The sequence below is a fragment of the Okeania sp. KiyG1 genome (assembly GCF_014132355.1).
Classification (GTDB): domain Bacteria; phylum Cyanobacteriota; class Cyanobacteriia; order Cyanobacteriales; family Microcoleaceae; genus Okeania.
In genome coordinates this window covers 1-18,034 of the sequence record NZ_BLZO01000185.1, presented here as the reverse complement: position 1 = coordinate 18,034, position 18,034 = coordinate 1, and the positions used below count along the sequence as shown (strand labels likewise).

17 protein-coding genes and 2 pseudogenes are annotated in these 18,034 nt (G+C 38.2%); 18 read left to right on the top strand and 1 reads right to left on the bottom strand.

Translation table 11 applies throughout. From position 1 onward, the window contains the following. Window positions 1–213: 213 nt before the first annotated feature. The 7 genes and pseudogenes from SAGCYANO_RS40930 to SAGCYANO_RS40900 all read left to right on the top strand — a co-directional run bounded on the left by SAGCYANO_RS40930 (window position 214) and on the right by SAGCYANO_RS40900 (window position 9,160). A complete protein-coding gene (locus SAGCYANO_RS40930; protein ID WP_202225256.1) occupies window positions 214–2,325 on the top strand; it encodes a TIGR00300 family protein in 2,112 nt (703 codons plus the stop codon). A 542-nt stretch (window positions 2,326–2,867) separates the two neighbouring features. Further along, window positions 2,868–3,412 (top strand): annotated as a pseudogene (locus SAGCYANO_RS40925) (ISAs1 family transposase); the annotation flags it as partial. A gap of 32 nt (window positions 3,413–3,444) precedes the next feature. After that, on the top strand, window positions 3,445–3,591 hold the full coding sequence (locus SAGCYANO_RS40920; RefSeq protein WP_202225255.1) for a hypothetical protein: 147 nt from the start codon (window positions 3,445–3,447) through the stop codon (window positions 3,589–3,591). 18 nt (window positions 3,592–3,609) lie between these two features. Next, window positions 3,610–4,065, top strand: a complete 456-nt coding sequence (locus tag SAGCYANO_RS40915; protein ID WP_237397181.1) for a putative toxin-antitoxin system toxin component, PIN family — start codon at window positions 3,610–3,612, stop codon at window positions 4,063–4,065. 1,374 nt (window positions 4,066–5,439) lie between these two features. Next, on the top strand, window positions 5,440–5,778 hold the full coding sequence (locus SAGCYANO_RS40910) for a cation:proton antiporter subunit C (protein WP_202225254.1): 339 nt from the start codon (window positions 5,440–5,442) through the stop codon (window positions 5,776–5,778). A gap of 494 nt (window positions 5,779–6,272) precedes the next feature. Next, on the top strand, window positions 6,273–7,709 hold the full coding sequence (locus SAGCYANO_RS40905; protein WP_202225253.1) for a cation:proton antiporter: 1,437 nt from the start codon (window positions 6,273–6,275) through the stop codon (window positions 7,707–7,709). After that, the gene (locus SAGCYANO_RS40900; RefSeq protein WP_202225252.1) at window positions 7,706–9,160 is read left to right on the top strand and encodes a cation:proton antiporter; all 1,455 of its coding nucleotides are present in this window, start codon (window positions 7,706–7,708) and stop codon (window positions 9,158–9,160) included. The genes SAGCYANO_RS40905 and SAGCYANO_RS40900 overlap by 4 nt, the downstream gene beginning before the upstream one ends. 485 nt (window positions 9,161–9,645) lie before the next feature. On the opposite strand, the gene SAGCYANO_RS48675 is transcribed toward SAGCYANO_RS40900, so the two are convergent. Further along, window positions 9,646–9,777 carry a hypothetical protein gene (locus tag SAGCYANO_RS48675; protein ID WP_255502893.1) on the bottom strand — a complete coding sequence of 44 codons (132 nt, stop codon included), beginning with the start codon at window positions 9,775–9,777 and terminating at the stop codon, window positions 9,646–9,648. An 88-nt stretch (window positions 9,778–9,865) separates the two neighbouring features. Between SAGCYANO_RS48675 and SAGCYANO_RS40895 the strand changes: the two genes are divergently transcribed. The 11 genes and pseudogenes from SAGCYANO_RS40895 (at window position 9,866) to SAGCYANO_RS40840 (ending at window position 18,002) form a co-directional block, all read left to right on the top strand. Next, window positions 9,866–10,468: a hypothetical protein gene (locus tag SAGCYANO_RS40895; protein WP_202225251.1), complete on the top strand. Its 603-nt coding sequence runs from the start codon at window positions 9,866–9,868 to the stop codon at window positions 10,466–10,468. Window positions 10,469–10,638: 170 nt separating this feature from the next. Further along, window positions 10,639–12,078, top strand: a complete 1,440-nt coding sequence (locus SAGCYANO_RS40890; protein ID WP_202225250.1) for an RNA-guided endonuclease TnpB family protein — start codon at window positions 10,639–10,641, stop codon at window positions 12,076–12,078. 62 nt (window positions 12,079–12,140) lie between these two features. Further along, window positions 12,141–13,340, top strand: coding sequence for a DUF3419 family protein (locus tag SAGCYANO_RS40885; RefSeq protein ID WP_202225249.1), 1,200 nt, complete (start codon window positions 12,141–12,143; stop codon window positions 13,338–13,340). Window positions 13,341–13,350: 10 nt separating this feature from the next. Beyond that, the gene (locus SAGCYANO_RS40880; RefSeq protein ID WP_202225248.1) at window positions 13,351–14,205 is read left to right on the top strand and encodes a class I SAM-dependent methyltransferase; all 855 of its coding nucleotides are present in this window, start codon (window positions 13,351–13,353) and stop codon (window positions 14,203–14,205) included. A 34-nt stretch (window positions 14,206–14,239) separates the two neighbouring features. After that, window positions 14,240–14,827 (top strand): methyltransferase domain-containing protein, encoded by a 588-nt coding sequence (locus SAGCYANO_RS40875; RefSeq protein WP_202225247.1) that lies wholly within the window; start codon window positions 14,240–14,242, stop codon window positions 14,825–14,827. 208 nt (window positions 14,828–15,035) lie between these two features. Beyond that, on the top strand, window positions 15,036–15,275 hold the full coding sequence (locus SAGCYANO_RS40870; protein ID WP_202219316.1) for a transposase family protein: 240 nt from the start codon (window positions 15,036–15,038) through the stop codon (window positions 15,273–15,275). Next, complete coding sequence (locus SAGCYANO_RS40865; RefSeq protein ID WP_202219317.1) at window positions 15,262–15,489, top strand: hypothetical protein; 228 nt, start codon at window positions 15,262–15,264, stop codon at window positions 15,487–15,489. The genes SAGCYANO_RS40870 and SAGCYANO_RS40865 overlap by 14 nt, the downstream gene beginning before the upstream one ends. Window positions 15,490–15,632: 143 nt before the next feature. After that, on the top strand, window positions 15,633–16,136 hold the full coding sequence (locus SAGCYANO_RS40855; protein ID WP_202219362.1) for an ISAs1 family transposase: 504 nt from the start codon (window positions 15,633–15,635) through the stop codon (window positions 16,134–16,136). Window positions 16,137–16,460: 324 nt separating this feature from the next. Continuing rightward, window positions 16,461–16,754, top strand: coding sequence for a hypothetical protein (locus tag SAGCYANO_RS40850; protein WP_202225246.1), 294 nt, complete (start codon window positions 16,461–16,463; stop codon window positions 16,752–16,754). A 606-nt stretch (window positions 16,755–17,360) separates the two neighbouring features. Beyond that, window positions 17,361–17,754, top strand: a pseudogene (locus SAGCYANO_RS40845) (cation:proton antiporter). Next, on the top strand, window positions 17,751–18,002 hold the full coding sequence (locus SAGCYANO_RS40840; protein WP_202225245.1) for a hypothetical protein: 252 nt from the start codon (window positions 17,751–17,753) through the stop codon (window positions 18,000–18,002). The pseudogene SAGCYANO_RS40845 and the gene SAGCYANO_RS40840 overlap by 4 nt, the downstream one beginning before the upstream one ends. The last annotated feature ends 32 nt before the right edge of the window (window positions 18,003–18,034 follow it).

Genomic DNA, 18,034 nt, shown 5'->3' with positions numbered 1-18,034 from the left:
TTATATGGAATGAGCAAATGTTTTTTGCCTATTTCTTATCTTAATCCTTAAAATTATTCAAACAAAATATTGTATATGAAAGGAAAGTGATACTATAAAATGTTAACCTTTTTAGGCTAAAATTAAGCTCCTGAATAATTTTAGGAGTGGGTTTTTGGCTGGTTATCAAATAAACTCAGTAGACTTACAGATAGCATTTGCCAAGTAATAATTATGAATGATTCAATTCGCTTTCTAATGTGTGCCCCCGACCACTATGATGTAGACTATGTAATTAATCCTTGGATGGAAGGAAATATTCATAAATCCTCACGCGATCGCTCCGTCGAACAATGGTATAAACTCCACGACATTATTAAAGAAAACGCGGTCTTAGACCTAGTAACACCTCAAAAAGGATGGCCTGACATGGTATTCACTGCCAATGCAGGTCTGATTCTGGGAAATACTGTTGTTCTCAGTCGTTTTTACCACAAGGAACGTCAAGGAGAAGAACCCCATTTCAAAGAATGGTTCTTAAACCAGGGTTTTATCGTTCACGAACTCCCCAAAGACCTCCCCTTTGAAGGAGCAGGAGATGCACTACTAGACAGAGAAGGTCGTTACCTCTGGGCCGGATATGGCTTTCGTTCAGAATTAGACTCCCACCCACTTCTGGCAAAATGGCTCGACATTGAAGTGCTATCACTGAGACTTACAGACGAGCGCTTTTATCATCTCGATACCTGCTTCTGTCCTCTAACAGGAGGTTACTTACTTTACTATCCTCCGGCATTCGACTCTTACTCCAACCGCCTAATTGAAATGCGAGTGCCACCAGAAAAACGAATAACTGTAGCAGAAGCAGATGCAGTTAACTTTGCCTGTAATGCAGTTAACATCAACCAAACCATCATTATGAACAAGGTGAGTGAAAGCTTGAAATCACTCCTTACCGAAGTAGGTTTCAGCGTCATTGAAACACCTCTAGGTGAATTTCTCAAAGCAGGTGGTGCAGCGAAATGCCTCACTCTGAGAGTTACAGAGCCAATTATACCAGATCGCCATGCCGTTGTTCAAGTAGAAAGTCGTACCATTCGTATGGAAGGACATCTACTAGACTCTGGCTTGATCAACCAAGCTTTAGATTTAATAGTTGAAGGTGGGGGTAGCTTCAAAGTTCTCAACTTTAATCTTGGAGAACAACGTCAAAGCACTTCCCTCGCCGAAGTGAAAGTTTCTGCACCTTCCCATGAAGTCATGGAAGAAATAATGAGTCAACTCATTGACATTGGTGCAGTAGTACCAACTGAAGATTTACAAGATGCTAAGTTGGATCCAGTGGAACAAGATGGTGTTGCTCCTGATGATTTTTATGTATCTACTATTTATCCTACTGAAGTTAGAGTCAAAGGTCAGTGGATACGAGTACAAAATCAAAGGATGGATGCAGCGATCGCCATTACTGAAACTGACGGTAAGATTCAAGCAAAATGTAAAGTGATACGGGATGTAAGAATTGGCGAAAAAGTGGTGGTAGATGTCATCGGTCTTCGTTCTATCCGCAAAACAGAATCCCGTGAAAAACGAAATAAAGAAGAGTTCAGCTTTATGTCTGCTGGCGTTTCTAGCGAACGTAGAGTAGAATTGGTTGTCGAACAAGTCGCTTGGGAATTACGGCAAGTTCGCGATCGTGGAGGCAAAATAGTAGTTACAGCAGGTCCAGTTGTGATTCACACTGGTGGTAGCGAACATTTAGCACATTTGATTCGTCAAGGATATGTGCAAGCGTTGTTGGGTGGTAATGCTATAGCAGTTCACGATATTGAACAATCACTGATGGGAACTTCCCTTGGTGTGGATATGAAACAGGGAGTTGCTGTTCATGGTGGGCATCGACATCATCTGAAAACTGTTAATACTATTCGGCGTTGTGGTAGCATTGCTCAAGCAGTTGAGAATGGTACTTTGACCAAGGGTGTGATGTATGAATGTATTCAAAATAATGTACCTTTCTGTTTAGCAGGTTCGATTCGTGATGACGGACCTCTACCTGATACTCAGATGGATTTGATTAAGGCACAGGAAGAGTATACAGAGTTGTTGAAAGGTGCTGATATGGTTTTGATGTTGTCAACTATGTTGCATTCTATTGGGGTGGGGAATATGACACCTGCTGGAGTGAAGATGGTTTGCGTTGATATTAATCCAGCGGTGGTGACTAAATTGAGCGATCGCGGATCTGTTGAGTCAGTGGGAGTTGTGACTGATGTTGGTTTGTTCCTCAGTTTATTGGTTGCCCAGTTGGAGCAGTTGACAAGTCCTTATTCTGTGGCAAAAGTGTAAGTTTAGGAGTTAGGAAATAAAGCTATTTTTAGTAGGGCGTTTAGGCTAACATTATTGGTGAACAATGTTAGCCTCCAACCCCTTTCTTATCTCCGCAGAGCCAAAATATAGAACCCCTGAGTGGATCTATTTAAAAATATAGGGAGAGTGTCGGGAGTGTGGGAGGTGTGGGAGGTGTGGGAGGTGTGGGCAGTGTGGGAACCCACCCCTAACCCCTCCCAGGAGGGGAATGTGGGGAGTGTGGGAGGTGTGGCAGGGTCAACGCATCTAATTTTTTTGACAAATGACCAAGAAGATAATTTCAAATGGAGACTATGCGATATAGCTGCCGCTAGGCTCCGCCAACGCGTTTGCGTAGCATTCCGTAGGAAAGCGGACTGGAAGTCTATCGCTTCTCATATCAACATCCAAAAATACCCAAACTTTCAACCGTCAAAACTATCAAATAAATTTCATAATTAATACTTAAAAAAACTAATTAAAACCGAATATTAGAGTTTCCTTGAGAATAATTATCCTAGTAATAATAGAAATTTTCAACAATGAAACTCCAGCCCAAAAAGAGTATTTATGATTATTTTAGTGAACTAGAAGACCCGAGGGTAGATAGAACTAAACGTCATCAATTAATTGATATTATTACAATTACTATTTGTGCTGTAATTTGTGGTGCGGATACATGGGTGGATATAGAAGCTTATGGTGAGTCTAAATATGAATGGTTAAAAAGTTTTTTAAACTGCCTAATGGAATTCCATCTCACGATACATTTGCCCGAGTTTTTGCACGTCTAGACCCGGAACAATTACAAAAATGTTTTTTGTCATGGATTCAGTCAGTAAGTCAAATAACTCAAGGAGAAATAATAGCAATTGATGGTAAAACTCTGAGAGGTTCTTATGACCAGAAAAAATCTCAAAAACCCATTCACATGGTCAGTGCTTGGGCTACAGGAAATCGCCTAGTTTTAGGTCAAGTAAAAGTAGATAATAAATCAAACGAAATTACTGCAATACCCAAACTTCTCAAAGTTTTATCTATTTCTGGTTGTTTGGTCACAATTGATGCCATGGGATGTCAAAAAGAATCTGCGCCTTTTTTCAATGCACTCCCAATGATTTGCTGTTTCTCGACTTAGAGGAAAAGACTCCCCTTACCTCTTTAGAAGTCGCTCAAGCAGAGGCGATCGTTAAACGGGCTATCGCTCGTGCTGAAGCAATGCCACTCCGGCGACAGAAATTTGGGAAAGTTTTGAAGCGAGTGTAGATCGCATTGCCCCTCAACTTGAAAATTCAAATTCCTCTACAAATAGCATGGGTGTTGATGCTTAAAGTTGTCATTGATACTTCTGTATTTATTACCGCTCTCCTTCGTCCAACAAGCAAGAGTAGTCCGCGCCAAATTTTAAAATTGTGGAGCGAGGGGCGTTTTAGTTTAGTCATGGCTCCACCTTTGCTTCAAGAACTAACCAGCAGGTTGATAAGACAGGGAGTTGCTGTGGCAGATATCGAAGATTTACTTGTGGATATTACAGCGATCGCCCTCCACATCCCGGGTGCGTATCAAGCTACTCGCCTTGATGAAATTGACTCGGATGATAATAAGTTTTTAGCAGCAGCTTATGAGGCTAAAGCAGATTATTTGGTGTCAGTTGATAACGATTTGCTATCATTAAAATACTACCATGGTACTCAGATTTTGACTCCAGCTTTATTTCTGGTAGCTTTGCAGAAGGAATGACAGTTATTGGGACTTAGAAGATGGTTTGCTTTGATATTAATCCCGCAGTGGTGACTAAATTGAGCGATCGCGGTTCTGTACTTTCAAATTGGTATTATATATCAGAACTAATTCTAATCAGAATAGGAAAGTTATGGCCAACCAGTAAAAGAAACTTTTTTCTCAATGTGTCAAGTTGTAGAAGCTAGCTGGGAAAATTTATAATTTATTGAATTGATTAATACTAATACCAATTCTCAAAAGTAATACTATACTTAGGTAACACTTCAATTATTAAGTAATTAAAAAAATCAGAATGACTTTTTCCTGATTTTAACTAAGTTAATGTTAATTATTCTTATGTTTACCGAATAATTAAGGTAAAAATTCTCTCACTCGCTGTGGAGAAACAAGCGGTCGTAGCGCAGCTTCCCGTAGGGTGGGATGGCGCAATTCGGAGCGGCTCTGTCAAGAGCGGGTTTCCTCGCCATATCCAATCGACCAAAAGAGAAAATATTTTCCTTTTATTCAATCCTCTCCCTAAAAGGAAGAGGTAATTATCAATTATCCATTATCAATTATCCATTATTGAATTCTCCCCCACTACCCTGCAATGCGAAAATGTAGAAAAGTTTTCGATAAATGGTATAATACCAAGGGTGAAAAAGAATGTTATAAATAATAAGCAATATTAAAATAATTTGTAGGAAATATCTATGGGACGAAAAAGATAAATTACTACATAAGAAATGGTATCAAACCTATTCCCATACGACTCGGTCCTCCTGTCTCCTGACTCCTCAGCAGTAACCTAAATATTTGTAGCAAAGATCGATCAAACTTTTATAGTTTGGCCACTTTTAACCAAGCACAAAAAAATTATAGTTATTTTTTTAAGCACCCAAACCATAATTAATACTTAATCCAACCAATTATCAGAACTCATATTCAACGTCTCTTCTCTTTTGACCCAATTTCATGTTTAATAATGTATGGCATATTGGTAGCTAATATAGTACAGCTTAATCTTAATCAGTTAAGCAATTGGCTGAACATCTAAGAACTCTGTACTTCATTAAGTCCAAACTGCTATAAATTGTAGATAACTTGAAAATAAAAAAGAGTAGTTAGCCAGGGAAACAGAAATGAATTTATGTATTGACCAAAGAAGAGACGACTTTAATCTCAGATTTTCTCATCTATTTTATGCATTTATGCAACTGTAAAATATACTAATATAAGTTAATTTAGTCAGTTGATTTAAACTGGCATAAGTCTTTGATTATTTGTAAAATTCATTCTTATATGACCCTAATCATAGAGATTGAATCCTTGATTTTTGTAATTTAAACATTAATTTTCTACCAAAAAATAACAATTAATTAGCTAATTTCTATGTTAGAAGCTTGTATATTTTCAACCATATTATTTGGATTTTTCGGCATCATCTTTAAGAAAAATCTGGTGATGAAAATCATCTCAATGGATATTATGAGTACGGGAGTTATTGCCTATTATGTGCTAGTAGCATCGGTAGATGGTTTGTTTACACCAATTGCAGACCAAACTAAAGATGTTGCTTATTCCGACCCCGTTCCCCAGGCCGTTATCTTAACAGCAATTGTAATTGGATTTTCAATTCAAGCTTTGATGTTGGTAGGTGTGATGAAGTTGGCAAAAGATAATCCCACTTTGGAAACTAGCGCAATCGAAGAAAATAATACACCATCATGACCAAAAAATCAGGTCTCAAGCCTCCCTTTTAAGGGGATGAAAAGCGGTCGTTTTGCGCTTCGCATAACTACGTTAACAGCTGTCGCCGACAGGTCAAGCGCAGCATGACAAACGGAAAAAGCCCAGCTTCCCGTAGGGTGAGATGGCGCAATTCGGAGCGGCTCTGTCAAGAGCAGGAAACCTGGCCATATCCAATCGACCAAGAGAGCAGTCGTTTGCTTTTGCTTTTGCTTCGCAAAGCTGGCGCAACGCAAAGCTGGCGCAACGCAACGCTGACGCGAAACGCGACAGCGGAACGGAGTTCTATCTTCGGAGCTTCCCGTAGGGTAGGATGGCGAGGAAACCTGGCCATATACAATCGACCAAGAGAAAGTAAACTTCAGTATTTTCTTGTTTCTGGCTTTCCTAGGTCATGCTGCGCAAACAGCGGTCGGTACTGATAGCGTAGCTCCTCCGGTAGGAGGCTAACTGATAACTGATAACTGATAACTAAAATGACTAATATTACGATCGCCTGGATGGCATTACCATTTTTTCTTGGGTTTGTTATTTATTTACTACCCAAACTAGACCGCTTTCTCGCACTGGGAGTAGCATTAGTTTCAGCTAACTATGCCTTGGCGATATTTTCAACCCAATCACTGTTAAATATACAGTTACTAGATAATTTTGGTGTAACTTTAACCATCGACCAACTAAGTGCCTTTTTTATCATCACTAACGCTATAGTAACCACCGCAGTTATTATTTACACTTGGAATAGCGAAAAAACTGCTTTTTTCTATATGCAAGTAGTGATTCTGCATGGTAGCGTGAATTCTGCTTTTATCTGTGCAGATTTTATTAGTTTGTATGTAGCACTGGAGGTAATCAGTATTGCTGCCTTTCTTCTCGTTACCTATCCGCGTACAGATAGATCGATTTGGGTAGGGTTGCGCTATCTATTTGTCAGTAATACGGCCATGCTGTTTTATCTGGTAGGAGCAGTACTGGTATATAAGGCAAATAATTCTTTTAGTTTTATGGGTTTGCTTGGTTCGCCTCCCGAAGCGATCGCCCTGATATTTTTGGGATTATTGTCCAAGGGTGGTATCTTTGTATCAGGATTTTGGTTACCTCTAACCCACTCCGAATCACAGAGTCAAGTATCAGCAATGTTGTCAGGAGTGGTGGTCAAATCTGGAGTGTTTCCCTTAGTGCGTTGTGCCCTATTTTTAGAGGAGATAGATCCAATTGTGAGAATTTTTGGTGTGGCTACAGCTTTGTTAGGAGTAGGTTATGCCATTGTGGAAAAAGATACCAAGCGTACCCTAGCATTTAGCACCATTTCTCAATTGGGTTTTATCATGGCAGCGCCAGAGGTAGGAGGCTTTTATGCCTTGACTCACGGATTGGTGAAATCAGCACTTTTTCTCATATCAGGTATTTTGCCCAGTCGTAATTTTAAGGAATTGCAAGACCGACCGCTCAATAACTCAATCTGGATAGCTTTAGCGATCGCTAGTTTTTCAATTTCTGGTTTTCCCTTATTGTCTGGTTTTGGGGCTAAGATATTGACCTCCAAAAATTTATTACCTTGGCAGGTTGTGTCAATGAATGTTGCGACAGTAGGAACAACAATTGTATTTGCCAAATTTATCTTTCTCCCCCATCAAAAGAGCGAAGAAAAAGGAAAAGCAACATCTGGGTTTTGGTGGGCAATGGTAATTTTACTCGGCGGATTAATTATAGCAAATGCTGTTTATTACCAAGCTTATACCTTAAATAATATATTGAAACCCCTAATAACTATTAGTATTGGCTGGTTGGCATATCTTTTTATTTTTAGGAAATTCATTCTGAAATTCCCTCGTGGGGTAGAGAAATTCGATCATTTGATTGGGGTAATGAGTCTAATGTTGATTCTAGTTTTCTGGATGGTGCAGATATGACCAATATTACTATCCTCTGGATGGCATTACCCTTTTTTACTGGTTTCGTTATCTATCTATTACCCAAACTAGACCGCTTTCTCGCACTGGGGATAGCATTAGTTTCCACTAACTATGCCTTGGCGATATTTGTAGCTCCGTCTCCTTTGAACATACAGTTACTAGATAGTTTCGGTGTAACATTAATCATCGACCAACTGAGTGCCTTTTTTATCATAACTAATGCTATAGTAACCCTCGCAGTTATTTTTTACTGTTGGAGTAGCGAAAAAACTGCTTTTTTCTATATGCAAATAGTGATTCTGCATGGTAGTGTTAATGCTACTTTTATCTGTGCAGATTTTATGAGCGTGTATGTAGCACTAGAGGTGATTGGTATTGCTGCGTTTCTCCTGGTAGCTTATCCGCGTACAGATAGATCGATTTGGGTAGGGTTGCGCTATCTGTTTGTCAGTAATACGGCAATGCTGTTTTATCTGGTGGGAGCAGTAATCGTATATAAGGCAAATCATTCCTTTAGTTTTATGGGTTTGCATAACTCGTCTCCTGAAGCGATCGCCCTCATATTTTTGGGATTATTGTCCAAGGGAGGTATCTTTGTCTCAGGGTTATGGTTGCCTTTTACTCACTCCGAATCACAGAGTCCTGTATCAGCAATGTTGTCAGGAGTTGTGGTCAAAGCTGGTGTTTTTCCTTTAGTGCGTTGTGCCCTACTGTTAGAGGAAATCGATCCGATCGTGAGATTTTTTGGTGTGAGTACAGCACTTCTAGGAGTGGGTTATGCTGTATTTGAAAAAGATACTAAACGAATGCTGGCATTTCATACCATTTCTCAGTTAGGTTTTGTGCTTGCTGCACCAGTAGTAGCTGGTTTCTATGCTTTGACCCACGGTTTAGTTAAATCTGCTCTGTTTTTAATTGCAGGGGTTTTACCAAGCCGTAGTTTTAAAGAATTACATTATAAACCCATCGATCGTCAGATTTGGGTAGCTTTAGTTATTGCTAGTTTTTCTATCTCTGGTTTCCCACTATTATCTGGTTTTGGGGCAAAAGTGTTAACCTCTAAAAATCTATTACCCTGGCAGGTTATTGGGATGAACATTGCTGCAGTGGGAACAGCCATTTCTTTTGCTAAATTCATCTTTCTTCCTCACCAGAAAAATGAAAAAAAAATCAAAGTCAAACTGGGTTTTTGGTGGGCAATAGTGGTCTTACTCGGCGGATTAGTTGTGGCAAATGCTTTTTATTATGAAGCTTACACCCTAGATAATATAATCAAGCCACTGGTAAGTATAGCTATTGGTTGGGTGGCATATCTACTTATTTTTCAGAAGTTGGCAATTAAATTCCCCCGTGTGGTCGAAGAATTTGACCACCTGATTGGGTTTATGAGCTTCGTGTTAATTTTACTTTTCTGGATGGTATGGACACAATCTGATTTTTCAATATAATATGTCGCTACGCGCTAGGGAATAGGGAATAATATCATGTCCGGTTGAACAGTTATAAATAACGACCGAGGAGTCAGAACTCAGAACTCAACCCACCCCTAACCCCTCCCAACCCACCCCTAACCCCTCCGGTGGAGGGGAGGGGAAGTCAGGAGGGAAGACTGAAGTTGGAAGAAGAAAGAAGGAAGAACAAGAACTGGAGAAGAAGGAGAAAGTTTTTTTATCACTAATTATCCGGACATGATATAAAGCATTGACTGATATTGGTATTGGCCTTTTTAGGGTCGAATTGCAGTGCGCCTGTTTCAGCTCTTCATGCTCATGCATGGAGGGTATTTTAGGCTCATAGTTGGGCAGAAAAATCTTGGGACAATTCTTACTCCTACCTCCTCGCTCATTCCCCGTTTCTCCTCTCTCCTGTCTCCTGTCTTCCCCTCCTGGGAGGGGTTATATAGAATCCGGTTATACAGTATATGTTTATAATTCTATCCACACTTTCTCGCCTTAAATCTCCCTATCCCCCCATCTCCCCATCCCCCCATCTCCCCATCCCCCCATCTCCCCATCCCCCCATCTCCCCATCCCCCATCTCCCCATCTCATATAATAAGTATTCAACCGGATTTGATATTAGGGGTGGGTTGTCTCCTACCCTCACCCATAAGACTTTTGAGCGCAAACCCTTAAGGTAAGTATGAGTAACAAAATGAATGCAATATTTTCCCACATAAGTCCAGGTGATGTCATTGCTTTTTCAGGTAATGGACTAGATGCCAAAATTATTCGATGGTTTACCGGAAGTCCCTATAGTCATGTTGCTATTGTATTAGAGACTGAATATCAAAATAAACAGCGTGAGGATGTTCTCATTGCAGAATCCACAACTTATACAACATTACCAGATTTCAAAGGAAAGAAACCCTTAAAAGGATTTCAAGTTCATTTGTTGAGTGATTGGCTCAATAACTATAAAACTTGTGGACAAGTATGGTGGTTTCCACTACAACAAAAGTTGTCTTATGATAGAATTGCTCAAATGCAATCATGGTTGTTGCATCTTGAGAATGGTCATACTCCTTTTGCTGTTTGTAAGAGTGTAGGTGCTTGGTTAGCACAGAATAAATATTTTGATGCGCAAACCAATATCAAGTTATCTAAAACTTCGGCAAGTTTGTTTTGTTCTGAACTTGTTACCAAAGCTTTACAAGTAGCTGGGATAATTGACCTCAAACTTAACCCAGCCACACAGACACCTGGAGATTTGATGAGTATTCAATGCTTTCAAGAACCAACATTAATTTTGCCATGAATAAATTTAACTCTCCCGGCGGGAAGTCCCGCGCTCTCCCGGAGGGGAGCGTCGTATGGGAAAGCCGGGCCAGAATTTGCGGTTTTCCTGTAGTTATTTTACGCTAACTATTGACAACTACATATACAGCCATTACTATAACCATGTGAGATATCCAGGCAGACTCTACAATGCTACTGAAATATAAGTACAAGCTAAAACCTCATAAAAGTCAAGCGGTGATTATTGCTAATTGGTTAGAATTAGCCAGAAAACAATATAATTACCGTTTAGCTGAAAGATTTAGTTGGTTTGAAGCAACACGCACCCCAGTTAATGCTTGTCCACTTAATGTTTCAGTAGTACCAGTAGAGCGGATTTATCAAAACATTCCTGAGTTTAGAACACAAACACGAGATGGTAGAAAGAAAGATGGTAACGGTAATCCGATAACAAAGAAAGGGGATAAGCATTCCAATATAATAAATGGTTATGTAGCTTGGGAAACAGTGCAGTTAGCAGACCTAGGGAAAACTAAAAAATTGTTCCCTGAATATAAATCTATACACTCTCAGGTATTGCAAGATATTATCCACCGTGTGCAGACAACAATGGATAACTTTATCAAACCTGACAAGAATGGTAAAACCAGTGGTAGACCTAAATTCAAGGGAAAACATTACTATAATTCTTTCAGTTATCCTCAGTTATCAAATGCCAATATCCTCAAGAATGCTAACGGTCGTTACTGTGTTAATTTACCCAAGATAGGTTTAGTCCCTTTAGTATACAATCGCTCAATACCAGAAGGATTCAAAGTTAAGACAGGTACCGTAATACGCGCTGCAGATGGGTATTATATCAGTTTCACAATAGAAAATAGGACTGTACCTTTGAGGCATGCAGAAATTCAACCCACTTTAGAGAACTCAAAAGGTATTGATTTAGGATTACTGTATTATGCTGTTACCAGCGATGGAGAGTTTATAGAAACTCCAAAGTTTTTCAGGAAATCTGAAAATCGCTTATCCAAGTTGCAAGTGAGACTGGCTAAAAAGTCTAAGTATTCTCAGGCTTGGAAAATACTCAAGGATAAAATAGCTGGACTTCATCAACTAATAGCTAGACAGCGGTTGGATTGGCAATTTAAACTTGCTTATCATCTGTTTTCAGACACAAGTGTGATATTCCTCGAAGACCTACAGATAGCTTCTTTAGTCCGGCGTTGTCAAGCTAAACTAGGAGAAAATGGTCAGTTTTTACCTAATGGTCAATCAGCTAAATCAGGATTAAATAAGTCTTTGCAAGATGCAGCATTTGGCCAATTTATTCAAGTCTTAGAGTATGTTGCCTGGAAGCTAGGTAAGAAAATTATCAAAGTAGATCCAAAAGGCACATCTCAGCATTGTTGGGAATGTTTGAATAAAGTCCCCAAAAGCTGGTCTGAGCGTTTCGCTCCGCGACATGAAAGGCATTCATGTCCTAAGTGTGGACAGGAGTTAGACAGAGATTATAACTCAGCACTTCTGATCCAAAAAATAGGATTACTATCAACACAGGGGGAGGACATCACCTCTGTAAAAACTGCGGTCAAGGCTTCTTTGACTGAAGAATCCCGCGCTTTCCCGTAGGGGAGCGTCGGGAGTATGTCAATCATTGTTATTGAGTTGAGTTAGATAAAAACATGAATTTGATGCCAAAAATAAACAATTGGTTAGATTTAGGGTTTCATTCTGTACATCGAAATAATCTAGTTTATGTAACTTGTTGGGAAGATCCAAGACTAGATAGAGTAGCAATGAATTTGACCAAAGATGATAAGATTTTAGTCTTGACTTCAGCAGGATGTAATGCTCTTGAATATGCACTTGATGAACCAGAGCATATTTATGCAGTTGATGTTAACCCTCGTCAAAATGCTCTACTAGAACTAAAAATAGCTGGAATTAGGAAACTTGATTATTCTAGCTTTTTTAAACTTTTTGGGGAAGGTCATTTATCTAACTTTAAAGAGGTGTATCAACAACAACTTCGTGTTGAACTATCCCCTTTTGCTCAACAATATTGGGATAGTAATGGAACGAGATTTTTTGCAGGTAAACGTTCTTTTTTCTTTCATGGTACAACAGGAATCTTTGCTCAATTGATTAATTTTTATATTGATCGTGTTGTCCAACTTCGAGATGAATTTAATGCTCTGCTCAAAGCTCAAACTATTGAGAAGCAACGTCAGATATATTATGATGAACAGATTAACAATAGGTTTTGGAAAAAATTTATCCGTCAGATTATGGATAGTAACTTGACGCTGTGGATGCTAGGTGTTCCTCCTCAACAACGACAACAAATGGAGCGCTACCTGAAAAATGGAGTGGCAGACTTTGTAGAAGATTGTTGTCGGCAAGTTTTTAGCGAAATTCCGATCGTGGATAATTACTTCTGGCGGGTTTTTATTGAAGGCAAATATACACCAAGTTGTTGCCCAGAATATTTGAAGCCAGAAAATTTTCAATTACTCAAAGCTGGATTAGTCGATCGCATCTCAATTCATACAGATACAGTAGCTCAATTTTTAGAGCGTAATCATAATATTCATATTTCACATTTTGTTTTACTAGATCATATGGACTGGCTTAGTAATTATGAATATGCAGAACTAAAACGAGAATGGCAAGCTATTGTCGATCGCTCTGAGAAAAAGTCGCGCATTTTATTTCGGAGTGGTGGTTTTGAAGTAGAATATGTCGATCCTATTTGTGTGTCTATCCAAGGTCAGGAGTATAGTTTAGGTGAACTGCTGCAATACCAAAATGATTTAGCAAAGCAACTCCATCAAAAAGACCGGGTTCGTACTTATGGTAGTTTTTATATTGCCGATCTAATCATAGCTTAAGGAGGTAAAAGTGTCATTTTTTAGCGGTCTTGCTCAAGACTTAAATGTATTATACCATCTAGTTAAACCTATTCAGGGTAGTAATCATCAAGAAAGACTAGAGAGCTTTTATCAGGGTCAAGCTCAGGGTTATGACAAATTTCGCAAACGTCTGCTACAAGGGAGAGAGGAACTGTATCAATCCCTGATTCAATATCCTGGAGATATCTGGCTCGATCTAGGAGGTGGTACGGGTGCTAATCTTGAGTCAATAGGCGATAAATTAAGCAAATTTCAGAAGTTCTACATTGTCGATCTATGCCCTTCTTTATTGGAAATAGCACAGGAGCGAATTATTACCAATGGATGGTCTAACGTTGAGACTGTGGAAGCTGATGTTACTAAATTTACCCCACCAGAACAGGTTGTTGATATTGTAACATTCTCCTACTCATTAACAATGATTCCAGATTGGTTTGCAGCTATAGATAGAGCCTACAGTTTACTAAAATCTGGTGGAATTATTGGGGTCGTGGATTTTTATGTTTCTCGTAAATATCCTGTAAAAAATTGGTCTTCCCACTCCTGGTTATCTCGTCATTTTTGGCCTGCTTGGTTTGGCAGGGATAATGTTTTTTTATCTGCTGAACACGCTCCTTATCTTCATTACCGTTTTGAAAGTATTCAATTTATTGAAAGGATGTCAACTATTCCTTTTTTACCAGGGGTCAAAGTACCTTATTATCTGTTTATTGGGCAAAAAAATGACAAAAATAATTCAAATTGTAAATTACAATTTTGCTTTAAACTAGACAGATATAAGGAAACAAAAGAAACATTTACTAATGCAAAGCTAGTTAAGGCAACTAAATTAGACTTTCAATAAAGTATGTACATATACATAATAAGGACCATGATTAATGAAAGTAAATCTAGGTAGTAATTCAACCAAAAGCGAAAGCTGGTTTAATTTAGATATAACTCCAGGTAAAGGTGTCGATCTAATTGGTGATAGCCGTTATCTTTGGTTCGTTGGTGAAGATATACCTGAAGCTATTCGTGCTTCACATTTATTAGAACATTTTCCTCCATGCGAAATTTTATCAATTCTGAGAACTTGGCACGTTGCCTTAAAACCTGGAGGAAGTCTTATAGTTGGCGTTCCTGATTTTGACTATGCTCTAAGTGAATTTAAAAAAGAACCGATGAAATATTTGAGCTTTTGGAAAGACCATGAGCGGTTATTATTCGTTACTCTTTACGGCTCATATTACCCATTTAGAGACGATGCAAATAATATTCCTTTCAGACATCATGCTGTATTTACCGAGGAATCTTTAAAAGCAATATTAACTGATGCTGGATTCATTGATATCCAACGTTTTTATCCAAAGTCAGTGGCAGAAAATCATGGGTTTGATGATGTAATGATGCTTCCTTTATCATTAAATGTGGAGTGTAAAAGCCTTTATAGATCGGCTATCCAATCGAATCGGCAACTAAACTAATTCAAGAATTTAGAATTAAGAATTTAGAATTTAGAATTACCTCTCCTTGAAAACGGATAGGATTGACAAACAGGAAAATTTTTATTTATTATCCCCTTAAAAGGCAGGGCTAATTCATTGTCGCCAGAGAAAAATATTGAGGAGTACAATGATTGTTGTCAAGTATTGAGTTAAGCTAACTATTCTCAATATTAGGGCTTAGATAGAAATGAACTTATTACAAATATTGGCCCAATTACCAGATTTTCGAGCTGCTAGAGGGAGACGTTATCCATTATGGTTAGTATTACTGTTAGTAATTATGGGTACAATGAGCGGTTGTTTCTCCTATTGTGCCCTAGAAGATTTTGCTCGTCGTCATCATCTGGCATTACAGCAACAACTAGAGCTATCGCCTTTGAGTTTTCCAACTGAAGTCTACATTTCGGCGAATTATGACCAGAATTGATTTTGCTCAATTAGCTCAAGTATTCAATCAATGGGCTCAACACCAAATAACAATTCAAGAGGCCGAATGGTTAGCAGTGGACGGTAAGAGTATTAGGTCTACTGTCAGTGACTGTTATGGTTCTTACCAAGACTTTGTCAATGTTGTTTCTGTGTTCAGTAATTGTCAAGGAGTACCTGTAGCCATAGAACAATTTCACGTGGGAAGAAAGTAGTGAAATTGCTGTTGTCCAAGCCATATTGGCTAGTTTAAACCTTGAAGGAGTAGTTTTTAGTTGCGATGCTTTACATTGTCAAAAAAAAACCGTCAAGTTAATCATTGACAGAGGTAACCATTACACAATAGCAGTCAAGGGTAATCAAAAAAAAACTGTACCAGCAAGTACAACTAACAACTGAACAAACACAACCAAGTAGTGTTGATATATCAGAAGATAGATCTAGAAATCGTGTGGTTTGTAGAACAGTGTCTGTGTTTAATAATCTGTTGGGAATTAGCTCTGAGTGGGAAGGAATTAAGTCTGTGATTAGAGTTGAGCGTCAGGGTACACGAGCAAGTGTTGACTATTATCAAACAGCTTACTACATTAGCAGTCTGAAATTAAGTGCAGCAGAATTTGCAGTAGGAATTCAGGGACATTGGGGAATTGAGAATCGACTACATTGGGTTAAAGATGTAGTGTTTCGAGAGGACACAAGTCTAATTCGGCACTCTCAAGCTGCTGCTAATTTTTCTGTGATTCGTCAGTTGGCGATCGCTATCTGTCGCCTTCATGGTTATTCTTCCCTCACTACTGCGATTCGTACCATTGCTCACGATTTGGAGCAGATTTTTCTGATGATTATAAATCTAGAACTGTAGTCATTGAGAATTGAAATTGGCCCATACACAGAACCTCACTCCCCCCTAGTTTTCGATTTCAATAGTTCTGGTATTGGCGATCGCGACTGATATTAGCGATCGCGACTGAGTCTGTGACATAAATTTTTCCTGTATAAGTATGATAATTTAGGGGAAAAGACTATGAAATACTTGACAATATGGCCAAACTTGTACTCCTCAATATTTTTCTCTGGCGACAATGAATTAGCCCTGCCTTAAAAGGGGAGGCGCATACCCACAATATTTCGGTAATAAACAGCTTGAGAACGATAACAGTATATAATGAGAACTAAACATATTGCTATGTGGGCTTGTCCGAGAACTCGTTCAAGTGCAATAACAAGAGCATTTGAGCAGATTGATGATTGTATGGTCTATGATGAACCTTTACATCATCTTTCCTTTGTTGATCAGATTAATTACCATGATATTATTGATTTTCCATCAGACTATTTATCCAAATATTATAACAATAGTTATTCAAATATTATTGAAAAACTAATTGGCGATCTTCCAGAAGGAAAAACTTTTTCATTCCAAAACATATGTCATTTCATCTGCTTCCAGGATTTGATAAAAGTTGGATATCTAAAGTAAAAACTGCTTCCTAATTAGAGACCCACGAGAAACAATTATTTCATATTGGAAAGCTAGAAAATCTGCTGGTTTTAGCTGGGAAGATTCGGAATCTTTTGTAGGTTGGGAAGAACATTATCGACTATTCAAAGAAATTGAAAATTTAACAGGAGAAAAGTCTATTATAATTGACTCAGGAGACTTAGTCAAATATCCTAGTGGTTATTTAAAAGCTTTATGCTCCCAATTAGGGATTAATTTTTCTGAAAAAATGCTTTTTGGAGACCAGAATAAACTAATATTGTATCATGGAAAAAATACTATTTTTGAAAAATTTCGTGAAGACGTTATTAATTCTAGTAGTTTTTTTCAGGAATCTAAAGAAATTAATATTCCAGATATATTAGTACCATGTATTAATAAGTGTATGCCACTTTATGAAGAAATGTACAAACATCGATTGCAAGTTTAAAATTCCCGCCTTTGGGGGTATTGCCAACACTTATAGCCTAATAAATTTGGCTTTTCTTCCTGAAATGACTTAGTATAAAACCTATTACTGCTAAACTTGTTGAAGCATAAATATAAACATAGTTATAACTGATTACTTTTTAATTTCTGGATAGTATGGACACAATCGGATTTTTCAATATAATATTACGACTGACAATATGGTTTTTACTTACCGCTGATTTGAGTGTGGCAAATATTATTATTGGTGTTAGTATTGCTTTGCTATTACCTCGTAGCAAAAATCCATAGGAGCATTAAAAGATTGGCTGCGAGTATTGTGGGAAATAATTGTCGCCATTCCCCAAGCTTATATAGAAGCAATAGAAATTATGCTTCGTCCCCATAATGATGAAGTTGTGGTTTGCGAAAAAATTAAACCTCGAAGAACCCTGGATTGATATTTCTGGATATATTTGTAATTACTTTTACCCCTAAAAGCATTGTCTTGAAATACCATGAACAAGGTTGGTATGAAGTACACTTAGTGCAACGGATGAAAAACAAATGAACTATATTTTGATTGCTATGATTTTAGCTTTGCTCATACCCATTTATGAATCTTGGCAGGATGATAATGTTTGGCAGAAAATACTCGCCTTTGCTAGTATTGCCACTAAAACCTCAATTATGATGTTGGTGGTATCGGTTTTGCGAGATGATTGGTCAATTGGAGTAGTTGCTGTTATCATTCTGAGTGTGGGTAATGCGGGATTAATGCTACTGGCAAATTTAATCAAAAGGTTAAACGAAGTATGATTGAGATTTTTGACATTTTAAGTTATGGCTTA

Coding starts and splice junctions, on each gene's coding strand:
- SAGCYANO_RS40900 (WP_202225252.1), top strand. CDS start 7,706: ATGACCAATATTACTATCCTCTGGATGGCATTACCCTTTTTTACTGGT.
- SAGCYANO_RS40890 (WP_202225250.1), top strand. CDS start 10,639: ATGCTACTGAAATATAAGTACAAGCTAAAACCTCATAAAAGTCAAGCG.
- SAGCYANO_RS40910 (WP_202225254.1), top strand. CDS start 5,440: ATGTTAGAAGCTTGTATATTTTCAACCATATTATTTGGATTTTTCGGC.
- SAGCYANO_RS40905 (WP_202225253.1), top strand. CDS start 6,273: ATGACTAATATTACGATCGCCTGGATGGCATTACCATTTTTTCTTGGG.
- SAGCYANO_RS40885 (WP_202225249.1), top strand. CDS start 12,141: ATGCCAAAAATAAACAATTGGTTAGATTTAGGGTTTCATTCTGTACAT.
- SAGCYANO_RS40840 (WP_202225245.1), top strand. CDS start 17,751: ATGAACTATATTTTGATTGCTATGATTTTAGCTTTGCTCATACCCATT.
- SAGCYANO_RS40865 (WP_202219317.1), top strand. CDS start 15,262: ATGACCAGAATTGATTTTGCTCAATTAGCTCAAGTATTCAATCAATGG.
- SAGCYANO_RS40850 (WP_202225246.1), top strand. CDS start 16,461: ATGTGGGCTTGTCCGAGAACTCGTTCAAGTGCAATAACAAGAGCATTT.
- SAGCYANO_RS40870 (WP_202219316.1), top strand. CDS start 15,036: ATGAACTTATTACAAATATTGGCCCAATTACCAGATTTTCGAGCTGCT.
- SAGCYANO_RS40895 (WP_202225251.1), top strand. CDS start 9,866: ATGAATGCAATATTTTCCCACATAAGTCCAGGTGATGTCATTGCTTTT.
- SAGCYANO_RS40930 (WP_202225256.1), top strand. CDS start 214: ATGAATGATTCAATTCGCTTTCTAATGTGTGCCCCCGACCACTATGAT.
- SAGCYANO_RS40875 (WP_202225247.1), top strand. CDS start 14,240: ATGAAAGTAAATCTAGGTAGTAATTCAACCAAAAGCGAAAGCTGGTTT.